The sequence below is a fragment of the Streptomyces sp. NPDC048825 genome (genome assembly GCF_043198355.1).
GTDB classification, from domain to species: Bacteria; Actinomycetota; Actinomycetes; order Streptomycetales; family Streptomycetaceae; genus Streptomyces; species Streptomyces xiangluensis.
In genome coordinates this window covers 533,445-557,310 of sequence record NZ_JBICUR010000003.1, presented here as the reverse complement: position 1 = coordinate 557,310, position 23,866 = coordinate 533,445, and the positions used below count along the sequence as shown (strand labels likewise).

The 23,866-nt window shown below is 69.2% G+C and carries 18 protein-coding genes; 9 read left to right on the top strand and 9 right to left on the bottom strand.

Going from position 1 to position 23,866, the window contains the following annotated elements:
• Nucleotides 1–65: 65 nt before the first annotated feature.
• Nucleotides 66–2,402 carry a 1,4-alpha-glucan branching enzyme gene (gene glgB, locus ACGFNK_RS11250; RefSeq protein WP_393414428.1) on the top strand — a complete coding sequence of 779 codons (2,337 nt, stop codon included), beginning with the start codon at nt 66–68 and terminating at the stop codon, nt 2,400–2,402.
• 20 nt (nt 2,403–2,422) lie between these two features.
• Here the strand turns inward: glgB and ACGFNK_RS11245 are convergent, their stop codons facing one another.
• The 6 genes from ACGFNK_RS11245 to ACGFNK_RS11220 form a co-directional block, all read right to left on the bottom strand.
• Complete coding sequence (locus tag ACGFNK_RS11245; RefSeq protein WP_393414284.1) at nt 2,423–3,841, bottom strand: cytochrome; 1,419 nt, start codon at nt 3,839–3,841, stop codon at nt 2,423–2,425.
• Nucleotides 3,842–3,952: 111 nt separating this feature from the next.
• On the bottom strand, nt 3,953–6,211 hold the full coding sequence (locus ACGFNK_RS11240; protein WP_393414281.1) for a HelD family protein: 2,259 nt from the start codon (nt 6,209–6,211) through the stop codon (nt 3,953–3,955).
• Nucleotides 6,212–6,373: 162 nt separating this feature from the next.
• A complete protein-coding gene (gene trxA / locus ACGFNK_RS11235) occupies nt 6,374–6,706 on the bottom strand; it encodes a thioredoxin (RefSeq protein WP_393414278.1) in 333 nt (110 codons plus the stop codon).
• On the bottom strand, nt 6,703–7,131 hold the full coding sequence (locus tag ACGFNK_RS11230) for a MerR family transcriptional regulator (protein ID WP_393414275.1): 429 nt from the start codon (nt 7,129–7,131) through the stop codon (nt 6,703–6,705). The genes trxA and ACGFNK_RS11230 overlap by 4 nt, the downstream gene beginning before the upstream one ends.
• A gap of 91 nt (nt 7,132–7,222) precedes the next feature.
• The gene (locus ACGFNK_RS11225; RefSeq protein ID WP_393414272.1) at nt 7,223–8,701 is read right to left on the bottom strand and encodes an AAA family ATPase; all 1,479 of its coding nucleotides are present in this window, start codon (nt 8,699–8,701) and stop codon (nt 7,223–7,225) included.
• 347 nt (nt 8,702–9,048) lie between these two features.
• Nucleotides 9,049–10,434: a cation:dicarboxylate symporter family transporter gene (locus ACGFNK_RS11220; RefSeq protein ID WP_393414269.1), complete on the bottom strand. Its 1,386-nt coding sequence runs from the start codon at nt 10,432–10,434 to the stop codon at nt 9,049–9,051.
• A 140-nt stretch (nt 10,435–10,574) separates the two neighbouring features.
• Between ACGFNK_RS11220 and ACGFNK_RS11215 the strand changes: the two genes are divergently transcribed.
• Nucleotides 10,575–12,278, top strand: coding sequence for an ATP-binding protein (locus ACGFNK_RS11215; protein ID WP_393414266.1), 1,704 nt, complete (start codon nt 10,575–10,577; stop codon nt 12,276–12,278).
• Nucleotides 12,275–12,961 carry a response regulator gene (locus ACGFNK_RS11210; RefSeq protein WP_393414263.1) on the top strand — a complete coding sequence of 229 codons (687 nt, stop codon included), beginning with the start codon at nt 12,275–12,277 and terminating at the stop codon, nt 12,959–12,961. The genes ACGFNK_RS11215 and ACGFNK_RS11210 overlap by 4 nt, the downstream gene beginning before the upstream one ends.
• A gap of 87 nt (nt 12,962–13,048) precedes the next feature.
• Here the strand turns inward: ACGFNK_RS11210 and ACGFNK_RS11205 are convergent, their stop codons facing one another.
• Complete coding sequence (locus tag ACGFNK_RS11205) at nt 13,049–13,642, bottom strand: CGNR zinc finger domain-containing protein (protein ID WP_393414260.1); 594 nt, start codon at nt 13,640–13,642, stop codon at nt 13,049–13,051.
• Nucleotides 13,643–13,727: 85 nt separating this feature from the next.
• On the opposite strand from ACGFNK_RS11205, the gene ACGFNK_RS11200 reads away from it, so the two are divergent.
• Nucleotides 13,728–14,621 (top strand): alpha/beta fold hydrolase, encoded by an 894-nt coding sequence (locus ACGFNK_RS11200; RefSeq protein ID WP_393414257.1) that lies wholly within the window; start codon nt 13,728–13,730, stop codon nt 14,619–14,621.
• Between the two features lie 48 nt (nt 14,622–14,669).
• Here the strand turns inward: ACGFNK_RS11200 and ACGFNK_RS11195 are convergent, their stop codons facing one another.
• The gene (locus ACGFNK_RS11195) at nt 14,670–15,209 is read right to left on the bottom strand and encodes a hypothetical protein (RefSeq protein WP_393414254.1); all 540 of its coding nucleotides are present in this window, start codon (nt 15,207–15,209) and stop codon (nt 14,670–14,672) included.
• A 94-nt stretch (nt 15,210–15,303) separates the two neighbouring features.
• On the opposite strand from ACGFNK_RS11195, the gene ACGFNK_RS11190 reads away from it, so the two are divergent.
• From ACGFNK_RS11190 to ACGFNK_RS11175, 4 genes are all read left to right on the top strand, one after another.
• Entirely contained in the window at nt 15,304–17,388 is a 2,085-nt protein-coding gene (locus tag ACGFNK_RS11190) for a tetratricopeptide repeat protein (RefSeq protein WP_393414251.1), read from the top strand.
• 69 nt (nt 17,389–17,457) lie between these two features.
• Nucleotides 17,458–18,828 carry an extracellular solute-binding protein gene (locus tag ACGFNK_RS11185; RefSeq protein ID WP_393414248.1) on the top strand — a complete coding sequence of 457 codons (1,371 nt, stop codon included), beginning with the start codon at nt 17,458–17,460 and terminating at the stop codon, nt 18,826–18,828.
• A gap of 39 nt (nt 18,829–18,867) precedes the next feature.
• Nucleotides 18,868–19,812: a carbohydrate ABC transporter permease gene (locus ACGFNK_RS11180; protein WP_393414245.1), complete on the top strand. Its 945-nt coding sequence runs from the start codon at nt 18,868–18,870 to the stop codon at nt 19,810–19,812.
• Between the two features lies 1 nt (nt 19,813).
• Nucleotides 19,814–20,659 carry a carbohydrate ABC transporter permease gene (locus tag ACGFNK_RS11175; protein WP_393414242.1) on the top strand — a complete coding sequence of 282 codons (846 nt, stop codon included), beginning with the start codon at nt 19,814–19,816 and terminating at the stop codon, nt 20,657–20,659.
• On the opposite strand, the gene ACGFNK_RS11170 is transcribed toward ACGFNK_RS11175, so the two are convergent.
• Nucleotides 20,649–22,799, bottom strand: a complete 2,151-nt coding sequence (locus tag ACGFNK_RS11170) for a tetratricopeptide repeat protein (protein WP_393414239.1) — start codon at nt 22,797–22,799, stop codon at nt 20,649–20,651. The genes ACGFNK_RS11175 and ACGFNK_RS11170 overlap by 11 nt on opposite strands.
• 108 nt (nt 22,800–22,907) lie before the next feature.
• On the opposite strand from ACGFNK_RS11170, the gene ACGFNK_RS11165 reads away from it, so the two are divergent.
• Nucleotides 22,908–23,789, top strand: coding sequence for a nucleosidase (locus ACGFNK_RS11165; RefSeq protein WP_393414236.1), 882 nt, complete (start codon nt 22,908–22,910; stop codon nt 23,787–23,789).
• The last annotated feature ends 77 nt before the right edge of the window (nt 23,790–23,866 follow it).

Here is a 23,866-nt window from a genome sequence, read left to right as displayed (position 1 = left end):
CCTCACCTGTGACATCCCGCCCGAATCCAGACGCCCAGCAGCCGAAGAGTGCGAAGGCCAAGGCCATGAACGAGGTACCCGAGCCAGGTGTCGGTCCGGAGTCCCGGCCGGTGGAGGACGCGCGGCCCGCGGGGGCCGCGACAGAGCCGTCCGAGGCGGCGGCAGCGGTGCCGCCCGGTGCAGCGGCCGGGGTGCCGCCCGTTGCCGAAGTGCGCCCCCTGGCCGTACTCGATCGCGGCGACCGGGAGCGTCTCCTGGGCGGGGCGCATCATGATCCGCATTCGGTACTCGGGGCGCATCCGGTGCCGGGTGGTGTGGTCTTCCGGACGCTGCGGCCGTACGCGCGGGCCGTCACCGTGGTCGCGGAGGAGTTGCGGGCCGAGCTGCACGACGACGGGGAGGGATTCTTCTCCGCCGTGCTGCCGCTGCGGGAGGTGCCGGCGTACCGACTGGTGGTGGAGTACGAGGAGACCGTCCAGGAGGTCGAGGACGCGTACCGTTTCCTGCCCGCCATCGGCGACCTTGATCTGCATCTGTTCGGTGAGGGGCGCCATGAGCAGTTGTGGAAGGCGCTCGGTGCGGAGCCGATGGAGCACCAAGGTGTGGCAGGCACCCGCTTCACGGTCTGGGCGCCCAACGCACGCGGGGTGCGGCTGGCCGGCTCGTTCAACTTCTGGGATGCCACCGCTTACCCCATGCGGTCGCTGGGCTCCTCCGGGGTGTGGGAGCTGTTCGTTCCCGGACTCGGCGAAGGCGAGCTCTACAAGTTCGAGATCACGCGGCCCGACGGTTCCAAGACGATGCGTGCCGATCCGATGGCGCGGCGTACCGAGGAACCGCCCAAGACGTCCTCCATCGTGACCGCCTCGCGCCACGAGTGGCAGGACGAGGAGTGGCTGTCCCGCCGGGCGGTCAGGCCCGCCCATGAGGCGCCGATGTCGGTGTACGAGGTCCATCTCGCGTCCTGGCGCCCCGGGCTGACGTACCGCCGGCTCGCCGAACAACTCGCCGCCTACGTCTCCGACCTGGGCTTCACCCACGTCGAGCTGATGCCGGTCGCCGAGCATCCCTTCGGCGGCTCCTGGGGCTACCAGGTCACCGGCTTCTACGCACCCACCGCCCGCCTCGGCACCCCCGACGACTTCAAGTACCTCGTCGACACCCTCCACCAGGCCGGCATCGGCGTGATCATGGACTGGGTGCCCGCCCACTTCCCGCGCGACGACTGGGCCCTGGCCGAATTCGACGGCCGCCCACTGTACGAACACGAGGACCCGCTCCGCGCCGCGCACCCCGACTGGGGCACCCTGGAGTTCGACTACGGCCGCCGCGAGGTACGCAACTTCCTGGTCGCCAACGCCGTCTACTGGTGCGAGGAGTTCCACATCGACGGGCTGCGGGTCGATGCCGTGGCATCGATGCTGTACCTCGACTACTCACGCGAACACGGCCAGTGGACCCCGAACGTGCACGGCGGACGGGAGAACCTCGACGCCGTCGCCTTCCTCCAGGAGATGAACGCCACGGTGTACCGGCGGGTGCCGGGCGTCGTCACGATCGCCGAGGAGTCCACGGCCTGGGACGGAGTCACACGCGCCACCGACCACATCGGGCCCGGAGGCTTCGGTGGTCTCGGCTTCGGGCTGAAGTGGAACATGGGCTGGATGCACGACTCGCTCGGCTATGTCTCGAAGGAACCCGTACACCGGAAGTACCACCACAACGAGATGACGTTCTCGATGGTGTACGCGTACAGCGAGAACTACGTGCTGCCCATCTCGCACGACGAAGTCGTCCACGGCAAGCGGTCGTTGGTGTCGAAGATGCCGGGTGACTGGTGGCAGCAGCGAGCGAATCTCCGGGCGTATCTGGGCTTCATGTGGGCGCACCCCGGTAAGCAACTCCTCTTCATGGGCCAGGAGTTCGCGCAAGGAGCCGAATGGTCGGAGAGTCACGGGCCGGACTGGTGGCTGCTCGATCCGGCGTACGGCGCGGAGGCGGATCACCGGGGTGTACGCAATCTGGTCGGCGACCTGAACTCCGTCTACCGGCGGGCTCCGGCGCTCTGGGAGCGCGATACGGATCCCTCCGGGTTCTCCTGGGTCACCGGTGACGCGGCGGAGGACAACGTCTTCGCGTTCCTGCGCTTCGACGCGGCGGGCTCGCCGCTGCTGGTGGTGTCCCACTTCTCGCCGGTGGTCCGGCACGAATACCGGGTCGGGGTCCCGGCCGACATCCCCGCCTGGCACGAGGTCCTGAACACCGACTCCGCCCAGTACGGCGGCAGCGACGTGACCAGCCCCGACCCGCTCAAGCCGGACGCCCAGGGCTGGCACGGCCGCCCGGCGAGCATTCGGCTTACGTTGCCGCCGCTTTCCACGGTGTGGCTGCGGCCGGCGTAGGGCTGGGCGAAACCAACCCCTCAATCCCCCTTTCGCGTACCCCACATCAAATGCCGCAGCGCCGCCAGCAACCCCCTCGCATGGTGCCTGGACACGTGCGAGGAATCCGGCGCCCCGTTCGCGGCAGCGCGCGGCGGCGGCCCCTGGCCGACGACGGGATGGCCCGCGCCGAGTTCGTAGCGGACGGGGAGCAGCCGTAGCCCCCGTACGACCGGCCCCGAGCGCCAGGGCAACTGGTCGGCGGGAAGCGTGAGTTCGACCTTCGTGAAGTGGTCGAAGATTCGGCCCACAGCCGTGGCCACCACCGCGCCCGCCAGTTCGCGGGCAGCGGTGGGGCACTGGTGCGGCCCCGCCCCCCACCCCAGATGCGCCCGCGTACTCACCGTGGAGTCCACGAGGTGGGACCCGATCGCCATCAGATCCTGATGGGCCGCCGCCGCGGACGGCGAGACCACATCGCCCGCCCGGATCCAGAAATTGCCGAGCCGCACATCACGCGCCGCGAAGCGGAAACACATGTTGGCGACCGGTGCGTTGGCCAGCGCGGCCCGGTTGACGGTCTCGCCGATCAGGCCGGCCGACAGGCTCCGCCGGACGGTGGCGTTGCCGCGCAGCACCTCCAGCAGCGTGTTGCACACCATGTTGCCGGTGATGTCGTTGAGATACACCGCGTTCATGAACAGCTCCCGGCCGAGCTGCTCGTCGGACAGGGACGGATCGGCGAGGAGCAGATAGGACGTGAGGTCGTCGCCGGGCACGGCCCGCCGATGCGCGGCCAGCCGTGTCATGGCCGCGAGCGCCCGCCCGGTGGCGGGCCCCGCGTCGGGTCCGCCGTCGAGCATCCGCCACAGGTCCATGACCATCTCGTCGCCGAGTTCGACGGGACAGCCGAACAGCCGGGTCGTGACCATCAGCAGCAGCGGTCTGGTGTACTGCGCGGCCAGGTCCATGAACCCCGCGGTACCGGACTCCGCCGCCAGCATGGCGACGAGCTCGTCGGCGTACGACACGACGGCCGAGCGAAGCTCCCAGCCCTGCGGCGTACGAGCGTCCTGGAACGGACCGAGCGCCGAGTGGTACGTCTGCCGGGCGGCCAGATGCTCCTCGTCGTCCATGAACATCGTCTGCCGGACCTCGTACCCGGCGAGCAGCGGCCAGTCCTGCGGCAGCCGCCCCTCCGCCCGCGCCCGCCAGTACCGGATGTCCCGCCGCCACAGGCTCTCCTTGCGGAGGACCTCCAGGACCTCGCGGTAGTCGAGGACCAGCCACACCGGTACGCCCATGAGCCCGACCGGCGCCACCGGACCGTACATACGTCGCAGTTGCGCGTACACGCCCGCCGGGTCCGTGTCGAACGCCGACGTGAGCAGCGGCTCGACGCGCAGGGACTCGAGTGGGGGCGCGTCGGCCGGAGCCGCGGCGAATGGTTGAGGGTTCATGCGAACACGCTTACCGCACCGGGCATGCACAAGCTGTAACCATGACGTCAACTGTTACGACTTGGTGATGCATGCGGGAGTTGTGGTGATACCCCCGCAAAACTGGTCCGCTCAGAAGGCCGCCGCCAGCGCCTGAGGCAGCTCCCCCGTGTGTACGACGCCCAGCGTCTGCGTGGCCCGGGTCAGCGCCACGTACAGATCGCTCGTGCCGTACCGCGACGGCTCCACCACCAGCACCGAGTCGAACTCAAGGCCCTTGGCCTGCCGGGGGTCGAGGAGTACGACGGACCGCGTCAGGTCGGGTTCCTCGCCCGCCGTGACGCCGTCAAGACGCGCGGCCAGCGCCCGGTGCAGATCGCGGGGCGCGATCACCGCCAACCGCCCCTCCTCCGGGGTCAGTTCCGCGACCGCCTTCGCCACGGCTCCCGGCAGGTCGTCGGTGGCCCGCGCCCAGGGCCGTACGCCCGTCGACCGCACCGAACTCGGCGGCTCGAAGCCGGGATCCTCGGCGCGCACCACGGCCGCGGCGACATCCATGACCTCGGACGGAGTGCGGTAGTTGACGGCGAGGCGGGTGTGCTCCCAGCGGTCCTGGACGTACGGGTGGAGGATGCCGGACCAGGAGCCGACGCCCGCCGCGTCGGCCGTCTGTGCCGGATCCCCGACCAGCGTCATCGAACGCGTCGGACTGCGCCGCATCAGCAGCCGCCATGCCATCGGCGACAACTCCTGCGCCTCGTCCACGATGATGTGCCCGAACGCCCAGGTACGGTCGGCCGCGGCACGCTCGGCGGCGCTGCGGTGGTCGTCCTCCTCGTGCCGCTCGGCCATCCGCTCGGCGTCGATGATGTCGTGCGCGGAGAGGACCTCGGCCCCCTCGGGATCGTCCTCTTCCTTGTCCTCGAACTCGTAGGTCCGTGAGGCGTACGAGATGTCCAGCACGCTCTGCGCGTACGCCACTTGCTGCTCGCGTTCCCTCTCGGCCGCGGCCCGCGCCGGCCGGTCGTCCTCGCCGAGGAGTTCGGCGGCCTCGTCGAGGAGGGGGACGTCGGCGGTGGTCCAGGTGCGCGTCACCGGGCGCCGGATGGCGTCGGCGTCCGCCTCGGGGACATAGCCGTCGGGCTCGGCGAGGAAGTCGGAGACGAGCCGCCGCGGAGTGATGCGCGGCCACAACTGGTCGATGGCCGACCAGACTTCCGGATTCTCGGCCAGTTCGTCGCGGATCTGCGTGATGTCGCTGGCGTCGAGCAGGTTCGAGCCGTCGTACGGATCCGTGCCGATCCGCTCGGCGACCATGTCGGTGAGGATGTTGAGGATGTGGCCCTCGAAGATCTCGCGGGCGGCGTTGTGCGGCAGCCGTGCCTCACGGGTACGCCCACGGGCGACGCGTACCAGATCGTCGTCGAGCAGCAGGATGTCCCGGTCGTGCTCGATGCCGATCACCGGGTCGGGCAGAGCCTCACGGTCGCGCACGACGGCGGCCAGGACGTCCGCCATGTCGGCGCGGCCCTTCACGGCGGCGGCCTCGGGGCTGTCGCTCGCGGTCGCGTGCACGCCGGGGAACAGCTCGCCGACCGTCGCGAGCAGCACGCCCGTCTCGCCGAGCGAGGGCAGGACCTCGCCGATGTAGCCGAGGAACGCCGGGTTCGGGCCGACGATCAGGACGGCCCGCTTGGCGAGCAACTCCCGGTGCTCGTACAGGAGATACGCGGCGCGGTGCAGAGCCACGGCCGTCTTGCCGGTGCCCGGACCGCCCTCCACGACCAGTACGCCACGGTGCGGGGCGCGGATGATGCGGTCCTGCTCGGCCTGGATGGTCCGCACGATGTCGCCCATACGGCCGGTGCGCGCGGAGTTGAGGGCGGCGAGCAGCACGGCGTCGCCGCTGGGGTCCTCGTGGCCGGTGCGTTCCTGGTCGCCCAGGTCGAGGATCTCGTCGTGCAGGGCGGTGACGGCGCGGCCCTCGGTGGTGATGTGCCGGCGGCGGCGCAGATCCATGGGCGTATGGCCGGTGGCGAGATAGAACGGGCGGGCGACCGGGGCCCGCCAGTCGATCAGGATCGGGGTGTGCTCGGTGTTGTCGGCACGGATTCCGATACGGCCGATGTGGTGGGTGGTTCCGCTGGTGAGGTCGATCCGGCCGAAGCAGAGGGAACCGTCCACCGCGTTCAGCGCGGCGAGCAGCCCCGAGCGCTCGGCAACGAGGATGTCCCGCTCCAGGCGGGCCTGCTGCGGCGTGTGGCCCTGCGCGAGCGCGTCCGCCACGGAGTCCTCGGTGCCGCCGCGCAGGGCGTCGACGCGCGCGTACAACCCGTCGATGAATTCCTGCTCCCGGCGGAATTCATCGTCCGGAAAATCGCTGTTTGACAATTCCACTCCCGGCCCGATATACTGTGCCTACTGAACTTATCCGCGACCCAATTTCCGTGAAGTCGCGAACCATTAAATATACGCAAAGAAATCCCCCGCATGCAATTACCTGCGGGGGATTTCTTTGTACGTGAGGTCCCTGAGGTCAGTGACGTCGCGAGGTCACAGCACGTCGGACAGCTCCTCCAGCAACCGCCGCTTCGACCTGGCTCCCACCATGGACTTCACCGGCTCACCGCCCCGGAACACCATGAGCGTGGGCATCGACAGCACCCCGTACGCGTTCGTGATCTCCGGATTCGTGTCCACGTCCAGCTGGACCACCTTGAGCCGGTCGCGCTCCTCGGAGGCGACGGCGCTCAGCACCGGCGCGATCTGCCGGCACGGCGGGCACCAGTCCGCCGTGAACTCCACCAGCACGGGCAGCTCCGCCCCGATCACCTCCGCCTCGAAGTCCGCGTCCGTCACCTCCGCCACGCCCGCTGCCTTGATCACCGCGTCCGCCCTCCCCACTCGCATACGGGTTCCGGGCCGCCCGGAACCTCCGCCCCGGCCGCCAGCTCGTCGCGCGCCGCCTCCGCCTTCACCAGCTGCTCGCCGACCTTCACGCGTACGGCCTGCAACTCGTCGATCAGCGCGTCCAGTTCACCGAGCTTGCGCCGGTACACCGCCAGCGAGGCCGGGCACAGGTCGCCCTCCGGGTGCCCGGCCCGCAGGCACTCCACGAAGGGCCGCGTCTCCTCCAGCTCGAAGCCGAAGTCCTGCAACGTCCTGATCTGCTCCAACAGCCGCAGGTCGTGTTCGTCGTAGGTCCGGTATCCGTTGGAGCCGCGTCGCGCGGGCAGCAGCCCCCGAGACTCGTAGTACCGGAGGGTCCGCGTGGTGGTCCCGGCCCGCGCCGCCAGATCGCCGATTCGCATACCGCGACGGTAATCCTTGACGCCGACGTCAAGGCAAGACGCTCCGCCGGGTATGCGGTTGGGCGGTCGACCACCGCCTCCAGCCGAGCCCTTAGCTCTCCTCGACCAGCCAGTCCTCGTCGGCCTCGTCCTGGTCGGCCTCGTCGTCGGGGTGCTTCACGCCCAGGAGGCGGCGGGTCAGGCGGTCGCGGTCCGACAGCAACTCGTCGACCGCTGCCCGGAGGTCGGCCGTTTCCGTGCGGTCCGCCTCGCGTTCGGCAGAGATCAGTACGGCCCGGCGTACCAGCTCCTTGGTGAAGGAGGCCGTCACGCCCTCGGTGCGGGTGACGATCTCCTCGGTGATGTCCTTGCCGAGATCGAGGCCGGCTCCGTACAGGCCGAGGAGGCGGGCACGGCCGTCGGCGTCCGGGAGCGGGATCTCGACGGCGAGGTCGACGCGGCCGGGGCGCTGGACGAGGGCCGGTTCGAGGAGGTCGGCCCGGTTGGTGGTGAGGAGGAAGGCCACGTCGGCGTCGTCGCCGAGGCCGTCCATCTCGTTCAGCACCTGGAAGAGCAGAGGCTGTGCGCCGCCGTCGGAGTCGCGGGCCTCGGCGACCAGGTCGACGTCCTCGAGGACCACGAGCGCGGGCTGGAGCATACGGGCGAGCCGGCACGCGGGGCCGATCGCACCCATGCTCGTACCGGAGAGGACGACGACCGTGAACTCCGGGAGGTGGGAGAGCAGGTAGCGGACGGTGTGGGTCTTGCCGGTGCCGGGCGGCCCGTACAGGAGCAGTCCACGGCGCAGATGCTGACCCGCGGCACGCAGCCGCTCGCGGCGCCGGGCCACCCCGACGACCTGCCGCTCCACCCGCTCCAGAAGACCGGGCGGCATCACGATCTCCTCGCGTGTCAGCGCGGGCCGGCGGTGGAAGCGGAACGGTCCGAGGCCCTGGTCGAACTCCGAGCCGTCGAAGGAGAGGATCTGCCCGCGGAAGATGTTGTGCTCGAGCATCAGCACGTCGATGTCGGCGAGCAGCCGGTCCGCGAACGCCTTGTCGGCGGCGAGGACTTCGAGCTCGACCTTGTTGCGTCCGTACTCGTCCGCCGGTCCGCGCAGCAGCAGCGCGAACCGCTCCTCGCCCTCCTGCCCGAGGTAGAACCCGAAGGAGACACAGGCGAGTTCGTCGTCCGGGGAGACCGGCAGATGCGCGTAGTCGACGGCTCCGAGCACGAACCGGTCGTACAGGTTCGCCGATTCGAGGATCTCGCCCAGCGTGAGGTCACCGCGGCTCTCCGCGCCGGTCATCCCTATCAGCTCGTGCGTGCGCCCCTCGACGGCGAACCAGCGCTCCAGGGCCAGGTGGACATTCGGCAGGTCGTACGGGGGGTACGCGGCCTTGACCACCGGCTGGTCCCGAGGTGCCGAACCCAGATGCGCACGAAGCCGCTCGGTGAGATCACGGCCGCCGTCCCTGCGCTTGGGCCGGGCGACCGCCAGGAGGAACTCGTGGAAGAGACCGCCGACCTCGTCCAACGAGAACGGCACCGACATCTCCTCCGTGCCTGTGACCACCGATTCGTCCCCCATGCGCACCTCCGTGCCGTTCCGTCCCACTTATGGCTCCCCAGCCTGGGGCCTGCACACGGACGGGTCAAAGGCTTTTCCGGCGGCGGGAGTTGGGGGCGGTGGGCTGCAGAGGCTCAGCCCGGCCACCGAGCGGGTGACCGGGCTGAGCAATTGAACCGGGCGGCTGAGCGACGGGGGATCCATTCAGCCGCCCGGAGTTTCGGGGCCTATGGGTTTTCGGAGGGCGGCCCGCGCCCCTTGGAGGGCCGCAGGCCCCTCCAAGGGGCGCGGGGAACTGCGCGACCAGCCACAAGGGACCCGCAGTCGGCTACCGACCCGCAGCCCTACCGCGGCTGCCCGCACAGCAACTACGCCTTGGCCAGCTCCTTGTCCTCGCCCTCGCGAGAAGCAGCCGCCCCGTCCCCCTCAGCGGCAGCGTCATCGTCGAGAAGCGTCTTCTCGTCGAACGGCAGCTGCCCCGCCAGCACCTGATCGACCCGCTCGCGGTCGATCTCCTTCGTCCACGTACCGATCAGCACCGTGGCGACCGCGTTGCCCGCGAAGTTCGTCAGGGCGCGCGCCTCGCTCATGAAGCGGTCGATGCCGACGATCAGACCGATGCCGTCGACCAGGGCGGGCTTGTGCGACTGGAGGCCACCCGCCAGGGTGGCGAGACCCGCACCGGTGACACCGGCCGCGCCCTTCGAGGCAACCAGCAGGAACAGCAGCAGCGGGATCTGCTCGCCGATCGACATCGGCGTACCCATGGCGTCGGCGATGAACAGGGACGCCATGGTCATGTAGATCATGGTGCCGTCGAGGTTGAAGGAGTAGCCGGTCGGGACGGTGATGCCGACCACGGGCTTGCTGACGCCCATGTGCTCCATCTTCGCGATGAGCCGCGGCAGCGCGGACTCGGAGGAAGAGGTGGACAGAATCAGCAGGAACTCACGGCCCAGGTACTTGAAGAGCGCGAGGATGTTCATGCCCGCCACCACCCGCAGCAGCGCGGCCAGCACGATGAAGACGAAGAGGAAGCAGGTGACGTAGAAGCCGAGCATCAGCACGGCAAGGCTCTTCAGCGCGTCAAGACCCGCGGAGCCGGTGACGGCGGCGATGGCGCCGAAAGCACCGATCGGGGCGGCCCACATCACCATCGCGAGGATGCGGAAGACGAGGCGCTGGATGTGCTCGACACCGCGCAGGATCGGCTGGCCGGCGTCACCCATGGCCTGCAGCGCGAAGCCGGCGAGCAGGGCGACGAGGAGGGTCTGCAGGACCTCACCGCCGGTGAACGCGGAGACGATCGTGGTCGGGATGATGCCGAGCAGGAACTCCTCGGTGTTCTTGGCCTCGGTGACCTGTGCCTGACCGGTCTCCTTGACCGCGTCGGTGACCGCGAGGCCCGTACCCGGGTCGATGATGTTGCCGACGACCAGGCCGATACCGAGCGCGACCAGCGACATCACCGTGAAGTAGCCGAGTGCGATGCCGCCCACCGCGCCGACCTTCGCGGCCTTCCGTACCGAGCCGATGCCCAGCACGATGGTGCAGAAGATGATCGGCGAGATCATCATCTTGATCAGGTTCACGAATCCGGTGCCGATGGGCTTCAGCTCGACCGCGAAGTCGGGGGCGACCAGTCCGACGGTGATGCCGAGCACCACCGCGATGATCACCGCGATGTAGAGGTAGTGGGTGCGGTCCCGCTTGCCGGCGGGATTGGTAGCTGCCGCTTTGGACGTACTCGTCACGGCTGCCTCCTTGACGTCATCGTCGCATCACCGGCGTGCGGCTCACGTCCGGGGGTTGCGGTGACTATCCCGTGGGCTGTGAGGCCGGTCACCCTTCCGTTCATTTAGTTCACGTGGACGCAACGATGCAGACTGATTCCATGCGTATCCCCCGGCCCCGCAGCCTGGCGGGCCAGCTCTTCGCCATGCAGGCAGTTCTCGTCGCCGTCGTGGTGGCCGGTTGCGCCCTGTTCACCTACATCAGCGACCGCAGCCAGGCCGAGGACGCGGCGGGCCGTCAGGCCATGGGCGTGGCCAGTTCCGTAGCGGACTCCCCTTCCGTACGGGAGGCCATACGGACCCCCGATCCGTCGGCGATCCTCCAGCCGTATGCGAACGAGGTGCGGCGCCACGCGCAGGTCGACTTCGTCACGATCATGAACACGAAGGCCATCCGCTGGACGCACCCCGACAAGAACCAGATCGGCCGGCCCTTCCTCGGCCACACGGCTCGTGCCCTCAAGGGCCAGCCGTTCACGGAGGTGTACACGGGCACGCTCGGCCCCTCCGTACGGGCCGTCACGCCGATCTACGACGAAGGCCTCATCGTCGGCCTGGTCAGCGCGGGCATCCGGGTCGAGGCCATAAGCGAGCGGGTGCAGGACCAGTTGACGGGGCTGTTCGGCGTCGCGGTGGGCACACTGGCGCTGGGCGCCGTCGGTACGTATGTGATCAACGCCCGGCTGCGGCGCTCCACCCACGGGATGAACGCGGGCGAGCTCAGCCGGATGCACGACTATCACCAGGCCGCGCTGCACGCCGTGCGCGAGGGGCTGCTGATGCTGGACGGGCAGTTCAAGGTGGCGTTGATCAACGACGGCGGGCGCGAACTGCTCGGGGTGAACGGCGATGTGGTCGGCCGCTCGGTGGCGGACCTCGGGCTGCCCGCCCCGCTGACGGGGGCACTGCTGTCGGCGGAGCCGCGCGTGGACGACCTGCATCTCACGTCCTCCCGGGTGCTCGTGGTGAACACCTCGCCGGTGTCGGGCGGCGAACGCCGGGGCACGGTCGTGACCCTCCGCGATGTGACCGAACTCCAGTCCCTGATGGGCGAGTTGGACTCGGAGCGCGGCTTCACACAGGCGCTCCGCTCGCAGGCGCACGAGGCCGCGAACCGCCTTCACACGGTGGTCTCGCTGATCGAGCTGGGCCGCGCGGACGAGGCGATCGACTTCGCCACGGCCGAGCTGGAACTGGCCCAGGCACTGACGGACCAGGTGGTCGCGGCGGTGAGCGAGCCGGTGCTCGCGGCCCTGTTGCTGGGCAAGGCGGCCCAGGCGAACGAGCGGGGCGTCGAGCTGGTCGTCTCCGGGGACAGCAGCATCGACGACGGCCTGCTCCCGGACTCGCTCCCCGCACGCGACCTGGTGACGGTGCTCGGCAACCTGATCGACAACGCGGTGGACGCGGCCCAGGGCTCGGTCGGCGCCCGCGTCACGGTCACCGCACTCGCCGACGAGTCGGGCCTGGTCCTGCGGGTCAGCGACACCGGGGACGGCGTGGACCCGGCCCACACGGAGGCGGTTTTCGAGCGCGGCTGGTCGACCAAGCCGGCGGGTCCGGGAGGCCGGGGGCTCGGACTGGCGCTCGTACGGCAGACCGTCAGCCGTCACGACGGGACGCTGACCGTGGCGGATGCCGCCGGGGGCGGGGCGTCGTTCGAGGCGCGGTTGCCGCTGCCGGGGGCGGGGCGGGCTACTTCGGAGGGGGGAGCTTCGACGGGGCGGTTTTCGGCCAAGGGGACTAAGGTCCAGGCCGAGCCAGAGCCGGCACCGCAGCCCACCCTGCACGGAGGCACCGCATGAGCACGCCCTCCAAGGACATCCGCGTCCTGGTCGTCGAGGACGACCCCGTCGCGGCGGACGCGCATGTCATGTACGTGGGGCGCGTGCCCGGTTTCACGGCGGTGGGCAAGGCGCACACCGGGGCGGAGGCACGGCGGGCGCTGGACCGGATGCCGGTGGATCTGCTGCTCCTGGACCTCCATCTCCCGGACGGCCACGGCCTGCAGCTCGCGCGCTCGCTCCGCGCCGCCGGCTATCACGCGGACGTCATCGCGGTCACCTCCGCGCGCGACCTCACGGTCGTACGGGAGGGCGTCTCGCTGGGCGTGGTGCAGTACGTCCTGAAGCCGTTCACCTTCGCCACCCTGCGGGACCGCCTCGTGCGGTACGCGGAGTTCCACGCGGCGGCCGGCGAGGCCAGCGGCCAGGACGAGGTGGACCGGGCGCTGGCGACCTTGCGCGCACCGGGGCCCGCGGAACTGCCCAAAGGACTGAGCGCGCCGACACTGGAGCGGGTGACCAGGGCGTTGCGGGGCTCCACGGAGGGGTTGACCGCGGCGGGAGTGGCGGAGGCGGTCGGGATATCCCGGATCACTGCCCGGCGGTATCTGGAACACCTGGTGGACGCGGGGCGGGCGGGACGGAATCCTCAGTACGGGCAGGTGGGGAGGCCGGAGTTGCAGTATCGGTGGATCAAGGGATAGACGGCGAGGGGCGGTTGGCACGGCGGCGGCCTCCGGTCAGGATCGCTCGAAGGCTTCGGCGGCTTGGGCTCCGCTCGAAACCTCCCGTCATCCTCCAGGTTCGGCGGCAGGCTTGTGGCGCTGGTAGTAGCGGGCGACGCGGGCGCGATTGCCGCAGCGAGTGGGTGAGCACCAGCGGCGGCGCGGGTGGGACGGCAGGAAGAGCATCACGCAGTCGTCGGCCTCGCATTCCTTGATCTTGCCGATCGCGGGGGCGGTCAGGAGGTCGGCGGCCGCTTCCGCCAGGACGGCGGCGAGGCGCACGCCCAGAGGGCCGGTACGGCGGGGTGCGGCCGTCACGGCGGCACCGTCCCAGGCCAGTTCCCGGACGGAGGGTGCCGCACGCTGAGCCTCGGTCAACCCGCGCAGGGCGGCCACGGGTGGCTCGGTGTGGTCCAGCAGCGCGCGGACGACGACTTCGGTGTGGGCCCGTACGGCATGGACAGCGGCGAGGTCGGCTGCTTCTGGCACACCGCCCCGGACGTCGCCGGGGAGCCGGTCTGCCTCGCGCGACAGCCATACGGCGAGCCGCCGCGGAGAGTCGATCAGGTCCGCGCGGCTTTCGTGAACCGCGGGACGGGTGTTGACGAGATCCAGCGCCAGGGGTTCGCCGGTCAGCGGATCGCTCTCACGCATGGACATGGAACTAATGCTACATCGACGCATTGACACGTTAGCCGGTTCGCTCCTATAACTAATGCATCTTCTCGATAAGGAGGCATGTGACATGACGTCTCACACAGCCGCTGGCCTCGCCTTCCCGGCCCGCGTGGCGCACCGCCGCGTCACCGTCGAGGAGGTGGAGGTCTTCTACCGGGAGTCCATGCCGGAGCACGCTGACGCCCCGGTACTGCTGCTCCTGCACGGCTTCCCCTCCGCCTCGCACCAGTTCCGCCGCCTCATCGACACCCTGGGCACGCACTACCGGCTCATCGCCCCGGACTACCCAGGCTTCGGCCACACCGCGGCTCCCGAGGGATTCGCCTACACCTTCGATCGGCTCGCCGACATCACCGAGCGCTTCGTTGAACACCTCGGCCTGACCCGTTTCGCGATGTACGTCTTCGACTTCGGCGCCCCCGTCGGCTTCCGCCTCGCGCTGCGTCACCCGGAGTGGATCGCCGGCCTGATCGTGCAGAACGGCAACGCGTATACGGAAGGACTGTCGGACGGGGCCCGGGAGTTCACCGCGCTCACGCCGGACACACCTGGCGCCGAGGAGACCGTGCTCGGCCTCTTCACCCTGGACGCCACCCGCGCCCAGTACGAGGGCGGCACGGCCGACCCCGAACTGGTCGCCCCGGAGGGGTGGCTGCTGGACCAGCACTTCCTGGACCGGCCCGGACGCAAGCGGGCTCAGCTCTCTCTCGCGTACGACTACCGCTCCAACCTCGCCGCCTACCCGGCCTGGCAGGCATGGCTGCGCGAGCACCAGCCACCGACGCTGATCACCTGGGGCGTGGGCGACCCCTTTTTCCCCGAGCCCGGCGCCCGCGCCTACCTGCGCGACGTGCCCGACGCCGAACTCCATCTCTTCGACACCGGCCACTTCGCTCTGGAGGACCATCTGCCGGAGATCGCCCCTCTGATCGCCGATTTCCTCGAGCGGGTTCCTGCGTGAACGGCCCGGCGGGCGTTGGCGCCCTCTCATCGATACATCGGCGTACCGTCAAGAAGATGTGAACGTCCCTGCGTACACCAGGAATTGGGCACCCAACCCCGCGACAGCGAGCGCCTCCATCACGGACACCGCCAGCAGGCCCCCGGTGACCTGACCACCGGCCCAGTACACAACGAGCCCCGCCAACGGCACGACGCAGAAGGCGAGTAGATCGATCCCGCACTGAATGGCTTTGCGGGAGGCCCTTCGGGAGTCACCGCGGTGGGCGGTCTCCCAGCCGAAGGCGCCCTCAGTACCGGCAAGTTGTGCCAGCCGAGGCCCCAACTCGCCCCGCACGTAGGCCCCGATTGCCGAGATCTTCTCGTCGTTCACGAGGTAGGTCCACCCGAGAACGACACACACCGGCGGCAAGGCGAGAAGCATGGAGGCCTGCTCAGCCTGCGCGGCGGCAGCAACCACGGCGGCCACGACCGCGAGGGTGACGTACAGCAGGTTGTCCCGGAACCCGATCCGCGCCTTCTGCTCGTCCTTCACGCTCTCGTACTCGGCGAGCAGCAACTGACCTGTGGTGACGTCTTGTCCCGGCACGTCTCTGTCCCCCTTCTCGGCACCCAACGTCCCTTCTGGTCAGGCGACTTGGCAGTACCTTAAGCGTGTGCCGCAAACTGGAGACACCGCGGGGATGTCCGTGAGCAACGACCGATTCGACTTCCGTGACGGCGACTTCTACGGTCCCGTCACAGCGAAGGCGGAGCACCACCATCACGGCCCGGTTCCGATCGCGACGGCCGCCCTTCCGCCTGCGCCGACCGGATTCACGGGCCGGGACGACGACTTGGCCCGGCTGCTGCCGGTCCTCGATCCGGCTGCGAAAACCGACCTCCCCGTGGTCATCTGTGCGGTCTCCGGGCTCGGCGGCATCGGAAAGACATCGCTCGCGTTGTACGCAGCACATCGGGCGGTTCGCGGCGGCTGGTTTCCCGGTGGGACGTTGTTCGTCGATCTGCGGGGTTACGACGACAATCCCGTCACTGCTGACCAGGCGCTGCTCGCTCTCCTCGACGCATTGGGGGTTCGCGGGACGAGTCTGCCTCAGACGACGGCGGCGCAGTATGCCCTGTACCGCAGTCTGCTCTCACGGGAGCGGGAGCCGATGCTGCTGCTTCTGGACAACGCTTCGGATCCGGGGCAGCTCATCCCACTCATTCCTGGAACAGATCATCATCGGATCCTGATCACTTCCCGGGACCGGCTGACCGAGTTGCCCGCCCGGTTGGTGGACCTGGACACGCTCAGTCCCGAGGCTGCCGTCGATCTCATCAGCAGCTCGTTGAGGCTCAGCGACGAGCAGGACGACCGGGCGTCGCGCGAACCCGACACTCTACGGGAGCTCGCCGCGGTGTGCGGCCACCATCCGCTTGCCCTCCAGATCGCGGCGGCGATGCTGCGCAAGCGCCGGTACCGACCCATTGCCTCCCTGGTCGACGAGATCCGAGCTGCCGGCGATCCGACCGATGCGCTGGCCCTGCGGCCCATTTTCGAGGTGTCGTACGCGCGGCTGCCTGAGCGGCAGGCTCGGTTGCTGCGGCTGCTGGCCGTGGCTCCTACCGCCGAGGTCGGCACCGAGGCGGTGGCGGCACTGGCCGATCTCTCCATCGATGAGACCCTCGGTCTGCTGGAAGACCTGGTCGTGGCTCACCTTGTTACTCCCGAACCGCATGCGGGGAGCGTTCGGTGGCGATCACATGACCTCGTACGGGCGTACGCAGCGACAGTCGCGAGCCACGACGAGGCGCTGGCGGAGGAGGGGGAGGCGGCGCGTGAACGCGGGCTGATCTACTACCGGGAGTGGAACAGAGCCGCTCTCGGTCATCTGACGCAGCTCTCCGGTGAGCCGGCGTCGGAACTGTTCGAGGACCGGGCGGCGGCGCTGGCCTGGCTCGACACCGAGCGAGCCAACCTCGTGGCCGCAGCTCTGTGGGCCGAGGACGACCATCTTGCCGAACTCTCCATCGACCTCGCCCTGGACCTGTGGACGTACTTGGGCTGGCAGCGGTTTTTCGACGACTTGGGCACCACCGGCCGGGCCGCCCAGTTGGCAGCAAAACGAATCGGCAACCGCATCCTTGAGGCTTGGGCATACAGCAACCTCGGCATCGCCCTGCGCGAGACGGGCAGGACACAGGAATCCATCGACGCCCTCATCCGCGCCCGCGACCTGCACCAGACTGCCGGCGACCCCAATGGCGAGGCCGCCGCGTGGAGCAACCTCGGCGCTGCTCTGGAATGCGCGGGCAGGATGGACGAAGCCTTCACTGCCCACATCCGTGCCCGCGCCCTGTACCAAACCATGGGGGACCTCGACGGGGAGGCCACCACCTGGGACAACCTCGGCAACGCTCTCCAGGCTGCGGCACTGGCGGACGAAGCCATCACAGCCCACACGCGCGCCCTTGACTTGTTCCGAACCGTCGGCAACCGCCCGGGCGAAGCCCGGTCCTGGAACAATCTCGGCGCCTCGATCAGCAGGACGGGGCGGGCGAAGGAGGCCATCAAGGCGTACGGAAGGTGCCTCGAGATCTCCCGGGAGTTCGAGGACCACTACGTGGCGGGCCAGACACTCGAAAACCTCGCCCTCGCCCACAAGTCCGCCCACAACCCCACCGAAGCCCACACTCTCTACCTCCAAGCCGCCGAAGCTTTCACCAAGGCGGGCGCCTCCAAAGAAGCCGCCCAAGCCCAAGCCGCTGCAAGGTCATTGACCTGACTAGACCACCGCTCTTACGTTCACGATGCAGCCAAGCTCGGCCACAATGACGTCGGCCAGTAGGAGGTCGTGCCCGTGCGCCCCACCGCCGCTCCTCTTCTCCTCGCAGCTCTGCTCGCCGCCACCACTCTCTCCGCCTGCGGCGGCGGCTCCGGAAGCGACCCGGACACCATCGAGGTCTCCTTCAAACAGTCCACGGACAACTCGATCAAGGTCCTGGACACCTACCTGGCCGACATGAAGAAGCAGTTCGAGAAGGCGAACCCGGGCAAGAAGGTCAAGCTCGTCCCGATCAAGGCGCCGGACTCGGAGTACTACACGAAGCTCCAGCAGATGCTCCGCTCCCCCAAGACGGCCCCGGACCTGGTGTACGAGGACACGTTCCTCATCAACTCGGACATCACGAGCGGGTACTTGAAGCCCCTCGACCCGTACCTGGAGAAGTGGAAGGACTGGGACCAGTTCATCGACACGGCCAAGGCGGCGGCCAAGGCCGAGGACGGCAAGACGTACGGCGTACCGGACGGGACCGACACCCGGGGCCTCTGGTTCGACAAGGGAATCTTCAAGAAAGCGGGCCTGCCGGAGAACTGGCAGCCGAAGACGTGGGACGACGTCCTCGAAGCCGCCCGGACCATCAAGCAGAAGGTCCCCGGTGTCATCCCGCTCAACGTCTACACGGGCAAACCGGCAGGCGAAGCCTCCGCCATGCAGGGCTTCGAAATGCTCCTGTACGGAACGGGCACCGGAGATGAAGACCCCCTCTACGACACCGCGTCCAAGAAGTGGATCACCGGCAGCCAGGCCTTCAAGGACGCCCTCACCTTCGTGGAGACCGTCTACAAGGAGAAGCTCGGCCCCGACGTGTCGGACGCCCTCGACCCGAACATCGCGACCCGGGTCCGCGGCGAGTTCCTCCCCGAGGGCAAGCTCGGCATCAACCTGGACGGCTCCTGGCTCCCGCAGGACTGGCTGGAGGGCAGCGGTCACGAATGGCCGGAGTGGTCGGAGAAGCTGGGCCTCGCGGCCATGCCGACCCAGAACGGCCAGGCCCCCGGCAAGGTGAGCATGTCGGGCGGCTGGACCTGGTCGATCCCGTCCAAGGCGGCCAATCCTGACCTGGCCTTCAAGTTCATCGAGACGATGCAGACGAAGGCGAACGCCCAGAAGTGGTACATCTCCAACTCCGGTATCTCGGTGCGGAAGGACGTCGCCGAGGACCCGGAGTACGTGAAGGCGCAGCCCGGCATCAAGTTCTTCACGGACCTGGTGTCGATTACGCACTACCGTCCCGCCTACCCCGCGTATCCGAAGGTCTCGACGGCGATCCAGGAGGCCATGGAGGGCGTGACGACGGGCGACAGCTCGGTCGAGGAGGCGGCGAGCGGCTACGACGAGGAACTCAAGTCGGCCACGGACAACCAAGTGATCAAGAGGTGAGCGAGAAGCGGGAGTTGAGCGAGAAGTGAGCAGCCGTTCATGACCGCCGCGCCCCCGGCGGGTCCCGGTGTCGTCAAGACCGCGCCGGGGCCGACCGCCCCACCGCCCACGCCGAAGAGCCGCTCCCTGCGTCGCGCACTCACCCGTGCCCTCCCCGTCTCCCCCGCCGTCGTCCTCCTGCTCCTCTTCCTCGCGGGCCCCATCGCGTACTGCGCCTACATCGCCTTCACGGACCTCCAACTCACCGGCCAGGCCGAGTCGTCCTTCGTCGGCTTCGACAACTTCCGCGACGCTTTCCAGGACGCGGCGTTCCTCAACGCCGTATGGCTGACGCTGGTGTTCACCGTCCTCAGCTCCCTCATCGGCCAGAACACCCTGGGCCTGGCCCTCGCCTCGCTGATGCAGCGCGCGTCAAAGCCCCTTCGCACGCTCACGGGCGGCATCGTGATCACGGCCTGGGTACTGCCGGAAGTCGTGGCAGGCTTCCTCCTGTACGCCTTCTTCCGCCGCGAAGGCACGTTGAACGCCATTCTGGACTGGCTGCATCTCCCGTCCCAGAACTGGCTGTTCACGCTTCCGATCCTGGCCGTCTCCTTCGCCAACGTATGGCGGGGCACGGCTTTCTCAATGCTGGTGTACTCGGCGGCGCTGAATGAAATCCCGAAGGAGATCACGGAGGCCGCGGAGGTCGACGGGGCGGGCGGCTGGCGCCGCATGTGGCACATCACGCTCCCGATGATCAGACGTTCCATCGGTACGAACCTGATGCTCAACACCCTCCAGACGCTTTCGGTCTTCGGCCTGATCTGGGTCATGACGAGAGGCGGACCGGGAAACCGCAGCCAGACTCTCCCCCTCTTCATGTACGAACAGGCCTTCCAGAAAAGCATGATCGGGTACGGAACCGCCGTGGCCCTGCTCCTCCTCCTGGTCGGCTCGCTCTTCTCCCTCGTCTATATGCGCCTGCTGCGGACGGAGGTCTGAGATGCCCGTAGCCCCGACCCTCAAGTCCCGCCGCGCCAACCGCCGTTACGCCGCCGATGCCGGCCTCCTCGTCGTAGCGGCCGCCTTCGTCCTGCCGCTGGCCTGGGTGGTCCTCTCCGCCCTGGACCCGGACGCCAACCTGCAGGTGAAGATCCCCGACGGCGTCACCCTGGACAACTTCGACGCCGTACTCGAACCCGACATCACCTTCACACCCCTGCTCAACAGCCTGATCCTGTGCGGCGGGGCGACCCTGCTGACGGTCGTCTGCGCGGCTCTGGCGGCCTACCCGCTGTCACGGTTCCGGTCCCGGCTCAACCGGCCGTTCCTGCTGACGATTCTCTTCGCCACGAGTCTGCCGATCACGGCGATCATGGTTCCGGTGTACGCGTTGTTCGTGCAGGTGGATCTGATCGACACCATGCAGGGCACGATCTTCTTCTTCGCGGCTTCTCAACTGCCTTTTGCCATTTGGCTGATGAAGAATTTCATGGACGGGGTGCCGAAGGAGCTGGAAGAGGCGGCCTGGACGGACGGCGCGTCGTCGTTCCAGTCGCTGCTGCGGATCGTGCTGCCGCTGATGGGGCCGGGTGTGGGGGTGGTGACGGTCTTCTCGTTCGTGATGATGTGGGGAAACTTCTTCGTGCCGTTCATGCTGCTGCTGAGTCCGGATCAGATGCCGGCTTCGGTGAGCATCAATGACTTCTTCGGGAATCGGGGGACGGTGATTTATGGGCAGCTGGCCGCATTCTCGGTTATTTACTCGACGCCGGTGATTTTGTTGTATGTGCTCGTCGCGCGGAGGTTGGGTGGGGGGTTTGCTTTGGGTGGGGCTGTTAAGGGGTGACGGAGGTGGGGGGCGGGGCGGGGTCCGGATCCTTGTCCGTTCTGTCGGCGGAGTTGCGAGCTTGGGTGGCTTCGGTGGGGGCGTTGGCGCGGGTGAAGGCGTCGGCGGCCTGGAGCCAGCAGGCGCGGGCATCGATGGGGTGGTGGGCGGACTTGTGGGCGAGGGCCAGGTTGTGGAGGGCCTGGCCTACCCGGTACCAGTCCTCGAACTCCCGGAAGACCTCCAGGGCCTTGCCGTACGCCTCGACCGCCTCCCCCACCCGGCCCACCTGCCGCAGGGCAATGCCGAGGTTGCCCCATGCCATGCCCTCGCCGTGGCGGTCCCCGGCCGCCCGGTACAGGTCGCGGGCGCGGGTGTGGGCGTCGACCGCCTCCCCCACCCGGCCCGCCTCCCGCAGGGCGCTGCCGAGGTTGGTCCACGCGATGCCCTCACGGTGGCGGTCCCCGGCCACCTGGAACAGGTCGCGGGCGCAGGTGTGTGCGTCGACCGCCTCCCCCACCCGGCCCGCCTCCCGCAGCGCGAGGCCGAGGTTGTTCCACGCGCTGCCCTCGCCGTGGCGGTCCCCGGCGGCCTGGTGCAGGTCGCGGGCCCGGGTGTGGGCGTCGACCGCCTCCGCCACCTGGCCCGCCTCCTGCAGGGCAAGGCCGAGGCTGTCCCACGCGTCGCCCTCGCGGTGGCGGTCCTCGGCGCGGTGGGCGGCCTCCCGGGCGGCCCGGCCGACGGTGATCCAGTCGTCGAAGGACCGCCGCCAGCGCAGGTACTCCCCCAGGCATGCGGCCAGCCGCATCGCCGCATCCGCGTGCTGCTCCTCCCCCGCCCACTGCGCCGCCGCCACCAGCCCCGCCCGCTCCCCGTCCAGCCACTCCAGCGCCTGCGCCCGATCCGCGAACCGCTCCGGCTCCGCCATCCCGGGCAGCCAGCGCAACCGGTCATCGGCGGCATACGCCCACCGGCAGTAGAACTCCAGCACCCGCCCCCGCGCCGCCTCCCCCTCCTCGACCAACTCCGCATCCCCCGCCACCACACCCACCCCGAACGCCCGCACCAAGTCATGCAACCGCCACCTCCCCCGCCCGTTCCCCCGCTCGACGAGATGCGTGCGCGTCAGCGCGTCCAGGGCACGGGTCGGCGGGACGTCTGCCTCGGCCAGGACGGTGACGACCTCGGTGCTCACGTCAGGCCCCGGAGCAAGAGACAACAGGCGGAGCAGGCGGGCCTGCTCGGGCGGCAGACGTCGGTATGACAGGTCGAAGGCGGCGCGGACACTCCGCTCGCCATCGTCGAGGTGGGTGAGACGGTCGCGGAACTCGGTGAGTTCGGCTACGAGTTCGGCTACGGGCTTGTCCCGGTCCAGCACCAGCAGAGCAGCCGCGATCTGGAGGGCCAGCGGCAGATGCCCGCAGCGAGAGGCGAGTTCCGCGGCTGCCTCGGCCCCGTCCGCGACGCGACTGTCGGACGGGTCGGCGATCCGCAGGGCGTGGTCGAGGAGGGCGTACGCCTCCTGCGGCGTCAGCTCGTTCAACGGCAGGAGCCGTGCGCCCAGTTGGGGCAACTTGTTGCGAGAGGTGACCAGAAGACGGTGCCGTGTGTTGCCGGGAAGCAGGGGGCGCACCTGCTCCGGTGAGGATGCGTTGTCCGCCAGGATCAGCACCGCGCCCCGCTCACGAGCACGCTCGGCAAGGGTCGAACGGTAGAGCGCGGCCCGTTCGTCCGCAGTGGCCTGGATGTGCTCCGGAGCCGTACCCAGCGCACGCAGCAAGGCCTCAAGCGCCTGGTCCGCCGTGACGGGATCGTCGTCATACCCGTGCAGGTCCATGAAGAGCACCCCGCCCGCGAACCAGCCCCTCCCGCACGCCTCGTGCGCCGCCTCCACCGCGAGCGCCGTCTTGCCGATGCCGCCGAGCCCGGACACCGCCGCGACCAGCACGGCGGCCGGTCTCTGGGGCACGGACGGGTCGAACGCGTCCAGCAGCGCACGCAGTTCGTCGTCCCGGCCGGTGAAGCCGACCGCCTTCGCGGGCAGGGCATCCAGCGCGGTGGGCGCGGGCCCGTGCTCGTGGTACTCCGCCTTGGCGGTGAAGGACCCGGTGAACTCCCCTCCACGGAAGTCGAGATGGTCCCCGCCGTACCCGTTCGTCATCGCGCCGTCCCCCGTGCCGCCTCCGAACATCGCGTGACATCACGGTACGCCGCACCCACCCCGCCCAACGCACGCTCTGCACACGCAACTTGGCAGTACCGTAAGAGTGTGCCGGAGACAAAACCCACCGTGGCGGTTCTGACCGCGCTGTCCCTCGAATACGACGCCGCACTCGGCCACCTCACGGATGTCGAGAAGCTCACGCATCCGCGCTACGGCACGCGGGCCAGGCGGGGCGGTCTCCCCGGCACCCCGTGGCAGGTCGCCCTGGTGGACATGGGCGAGGGAACCCTCACGGCGGCCACCCTCACCGAGCGCGTGCTGTCGTGGCTCGACCCCGAGGCCGTGCTCTTCGTCGGCGTCGCGGGCGGCCTGAAGGACGACATCGAGATCGGCGACGTCGTGGTCGCGACCAAGGTGTACGCGGTCCACGGAGGCAAGCAGACCCCCGACGGTTTCCTGGACCGCCCAGAGGCCTGGCGCGCCTCCCACCGCCTGGAGCAGGCGGCCAAGGAGGCGTTGCGCGGGAAGGCCCACTTCAAGCCGATCGCGGTCGGGGATGTCGTCCTCGCGGACAGCGACTCCGAACTCGCCGGGCGCATCAGGACGAGCTACAACGACGCCGTCGCCATCGAGATGGAGAGCTCCGGCGTCGCCCACGCCGTCCACCTCGCAGGTGAGGCGGGCGCGTTGATCATCCGGGGCATCAGCGACAAGGCCAACGTGGGCAAGTCGGATGAAGACGCCAGGGGTTCACAGCCCCGGGCCGCCGCGAACGCGGCCAGGGCGGCGGTCGCAGTACTCCACGAGCTGCAACCGAAGCCGACTGCCCCGCAGCCTCGTGACTCCGACCCCCGGGAGGGTCCTTTTCGCAGCTCCACGGACGCCCCCACGTACGGCGGAGACCACCTCGACCTCCGGGGGAGCACCTTTCACGGCCCCTTCACCGCCAAGTCGGTCGGCCAACCACCGCACGGCGACGGACAGTAGCCCAGGCGAAGGCCCGCACCACGGAACCGGCACGCCGCAGCAGTCACACGGCCCGGTACCCACCGCGACCACCACCC

Bases quoted from the DNA above. Each gene is read 5' to 3' on its own strand.
- glgB (WP_393414428.1), top strand. From the start codon at position 66: ATGAACGAGGTACCCGAGCCAGGTGTCGGTCCGGAGTCCCGGCCGGTG.
- ACGFNK_RS11245 (WP_393414284.1), bottom strand. From the start codon at position 3,841: ATGAACCCTCAACCATTCGCCGCGGCTCCGGCCGACGCGCCCCCACTC.
- ACGFNK_RS11230 (WP_393414275.1), bottom strand. From the start codon at position 7,131: ATGCGAATCGGCGATCTGGCGGCGCGGGCCGGGACCACCACGCGGACC.
- ACGFNK_RS11225 (WP_393414272.1), bottom strand. From the start codon at position 8,701: ATGGGGGACGAATCGGTGGTCACAGGCACGGAGGAGATGTCGGTGCCG.
- ACGFNK_RS11215 (WP_393414266.1), top strand. From the start codon at position 10,575: ATGCGTATCCCCCGGCCCCGCAGCCTGGCGGGCCAGCTCTTCGCCATG.
- ACGFNK_RS11210 (WP_393414263.1), top strand. From the start codon at position 12,275: ATGAGCACGCCCTCCAAGGACATCCGCGTCCTGGTCGTCGAGGACGAC.
- ACGFNK_RS11205 (WP_393414260.1), bottom strand. From the start codon at position 13,642: ATGTCCATGCGTGAGAGCGATCCGCTGACCGGCGAACCCCTGGCGCTG.
- ACGFNK_RS11200 (WP_393414257.1), top strand. From the start codon at position 13,728: ATGACGTCTCACACAGCCGCTGGCCTCGCCTTCCCGGCCCGCGTGGCG.
- ACGFNK_RS11190 (WP_393414251.1), top strand. From the start codon at position 15,304: ATGTCCGTGAGCAACGACCGATTCGACTTCCGTGACGGCGACTTCTAC.
- ACGFNK_RS11180 (WP_393414245.1), top strand. From the start codon at position 18,868: ATGACCGCCGCGCCCCCGGCGGGTCCCGGTGTCGTCAAGACCGCGCCG.
- ACGFNK_RS11175 (WP_393414242.1), top strand. From the start codon at position 19,814: ATGCCCGTAGCCCCGACCCTCAAGTCCCGCCGCGCCAACCGCCGTTAC.
- ACGFNK_RS11170 (WP_393414239.1), bottom strand. From the start codon at position 22,799: ATGACGAACGGGTACGGCGGGGACCATCTCGACTTCCGTGGAGGGGAG.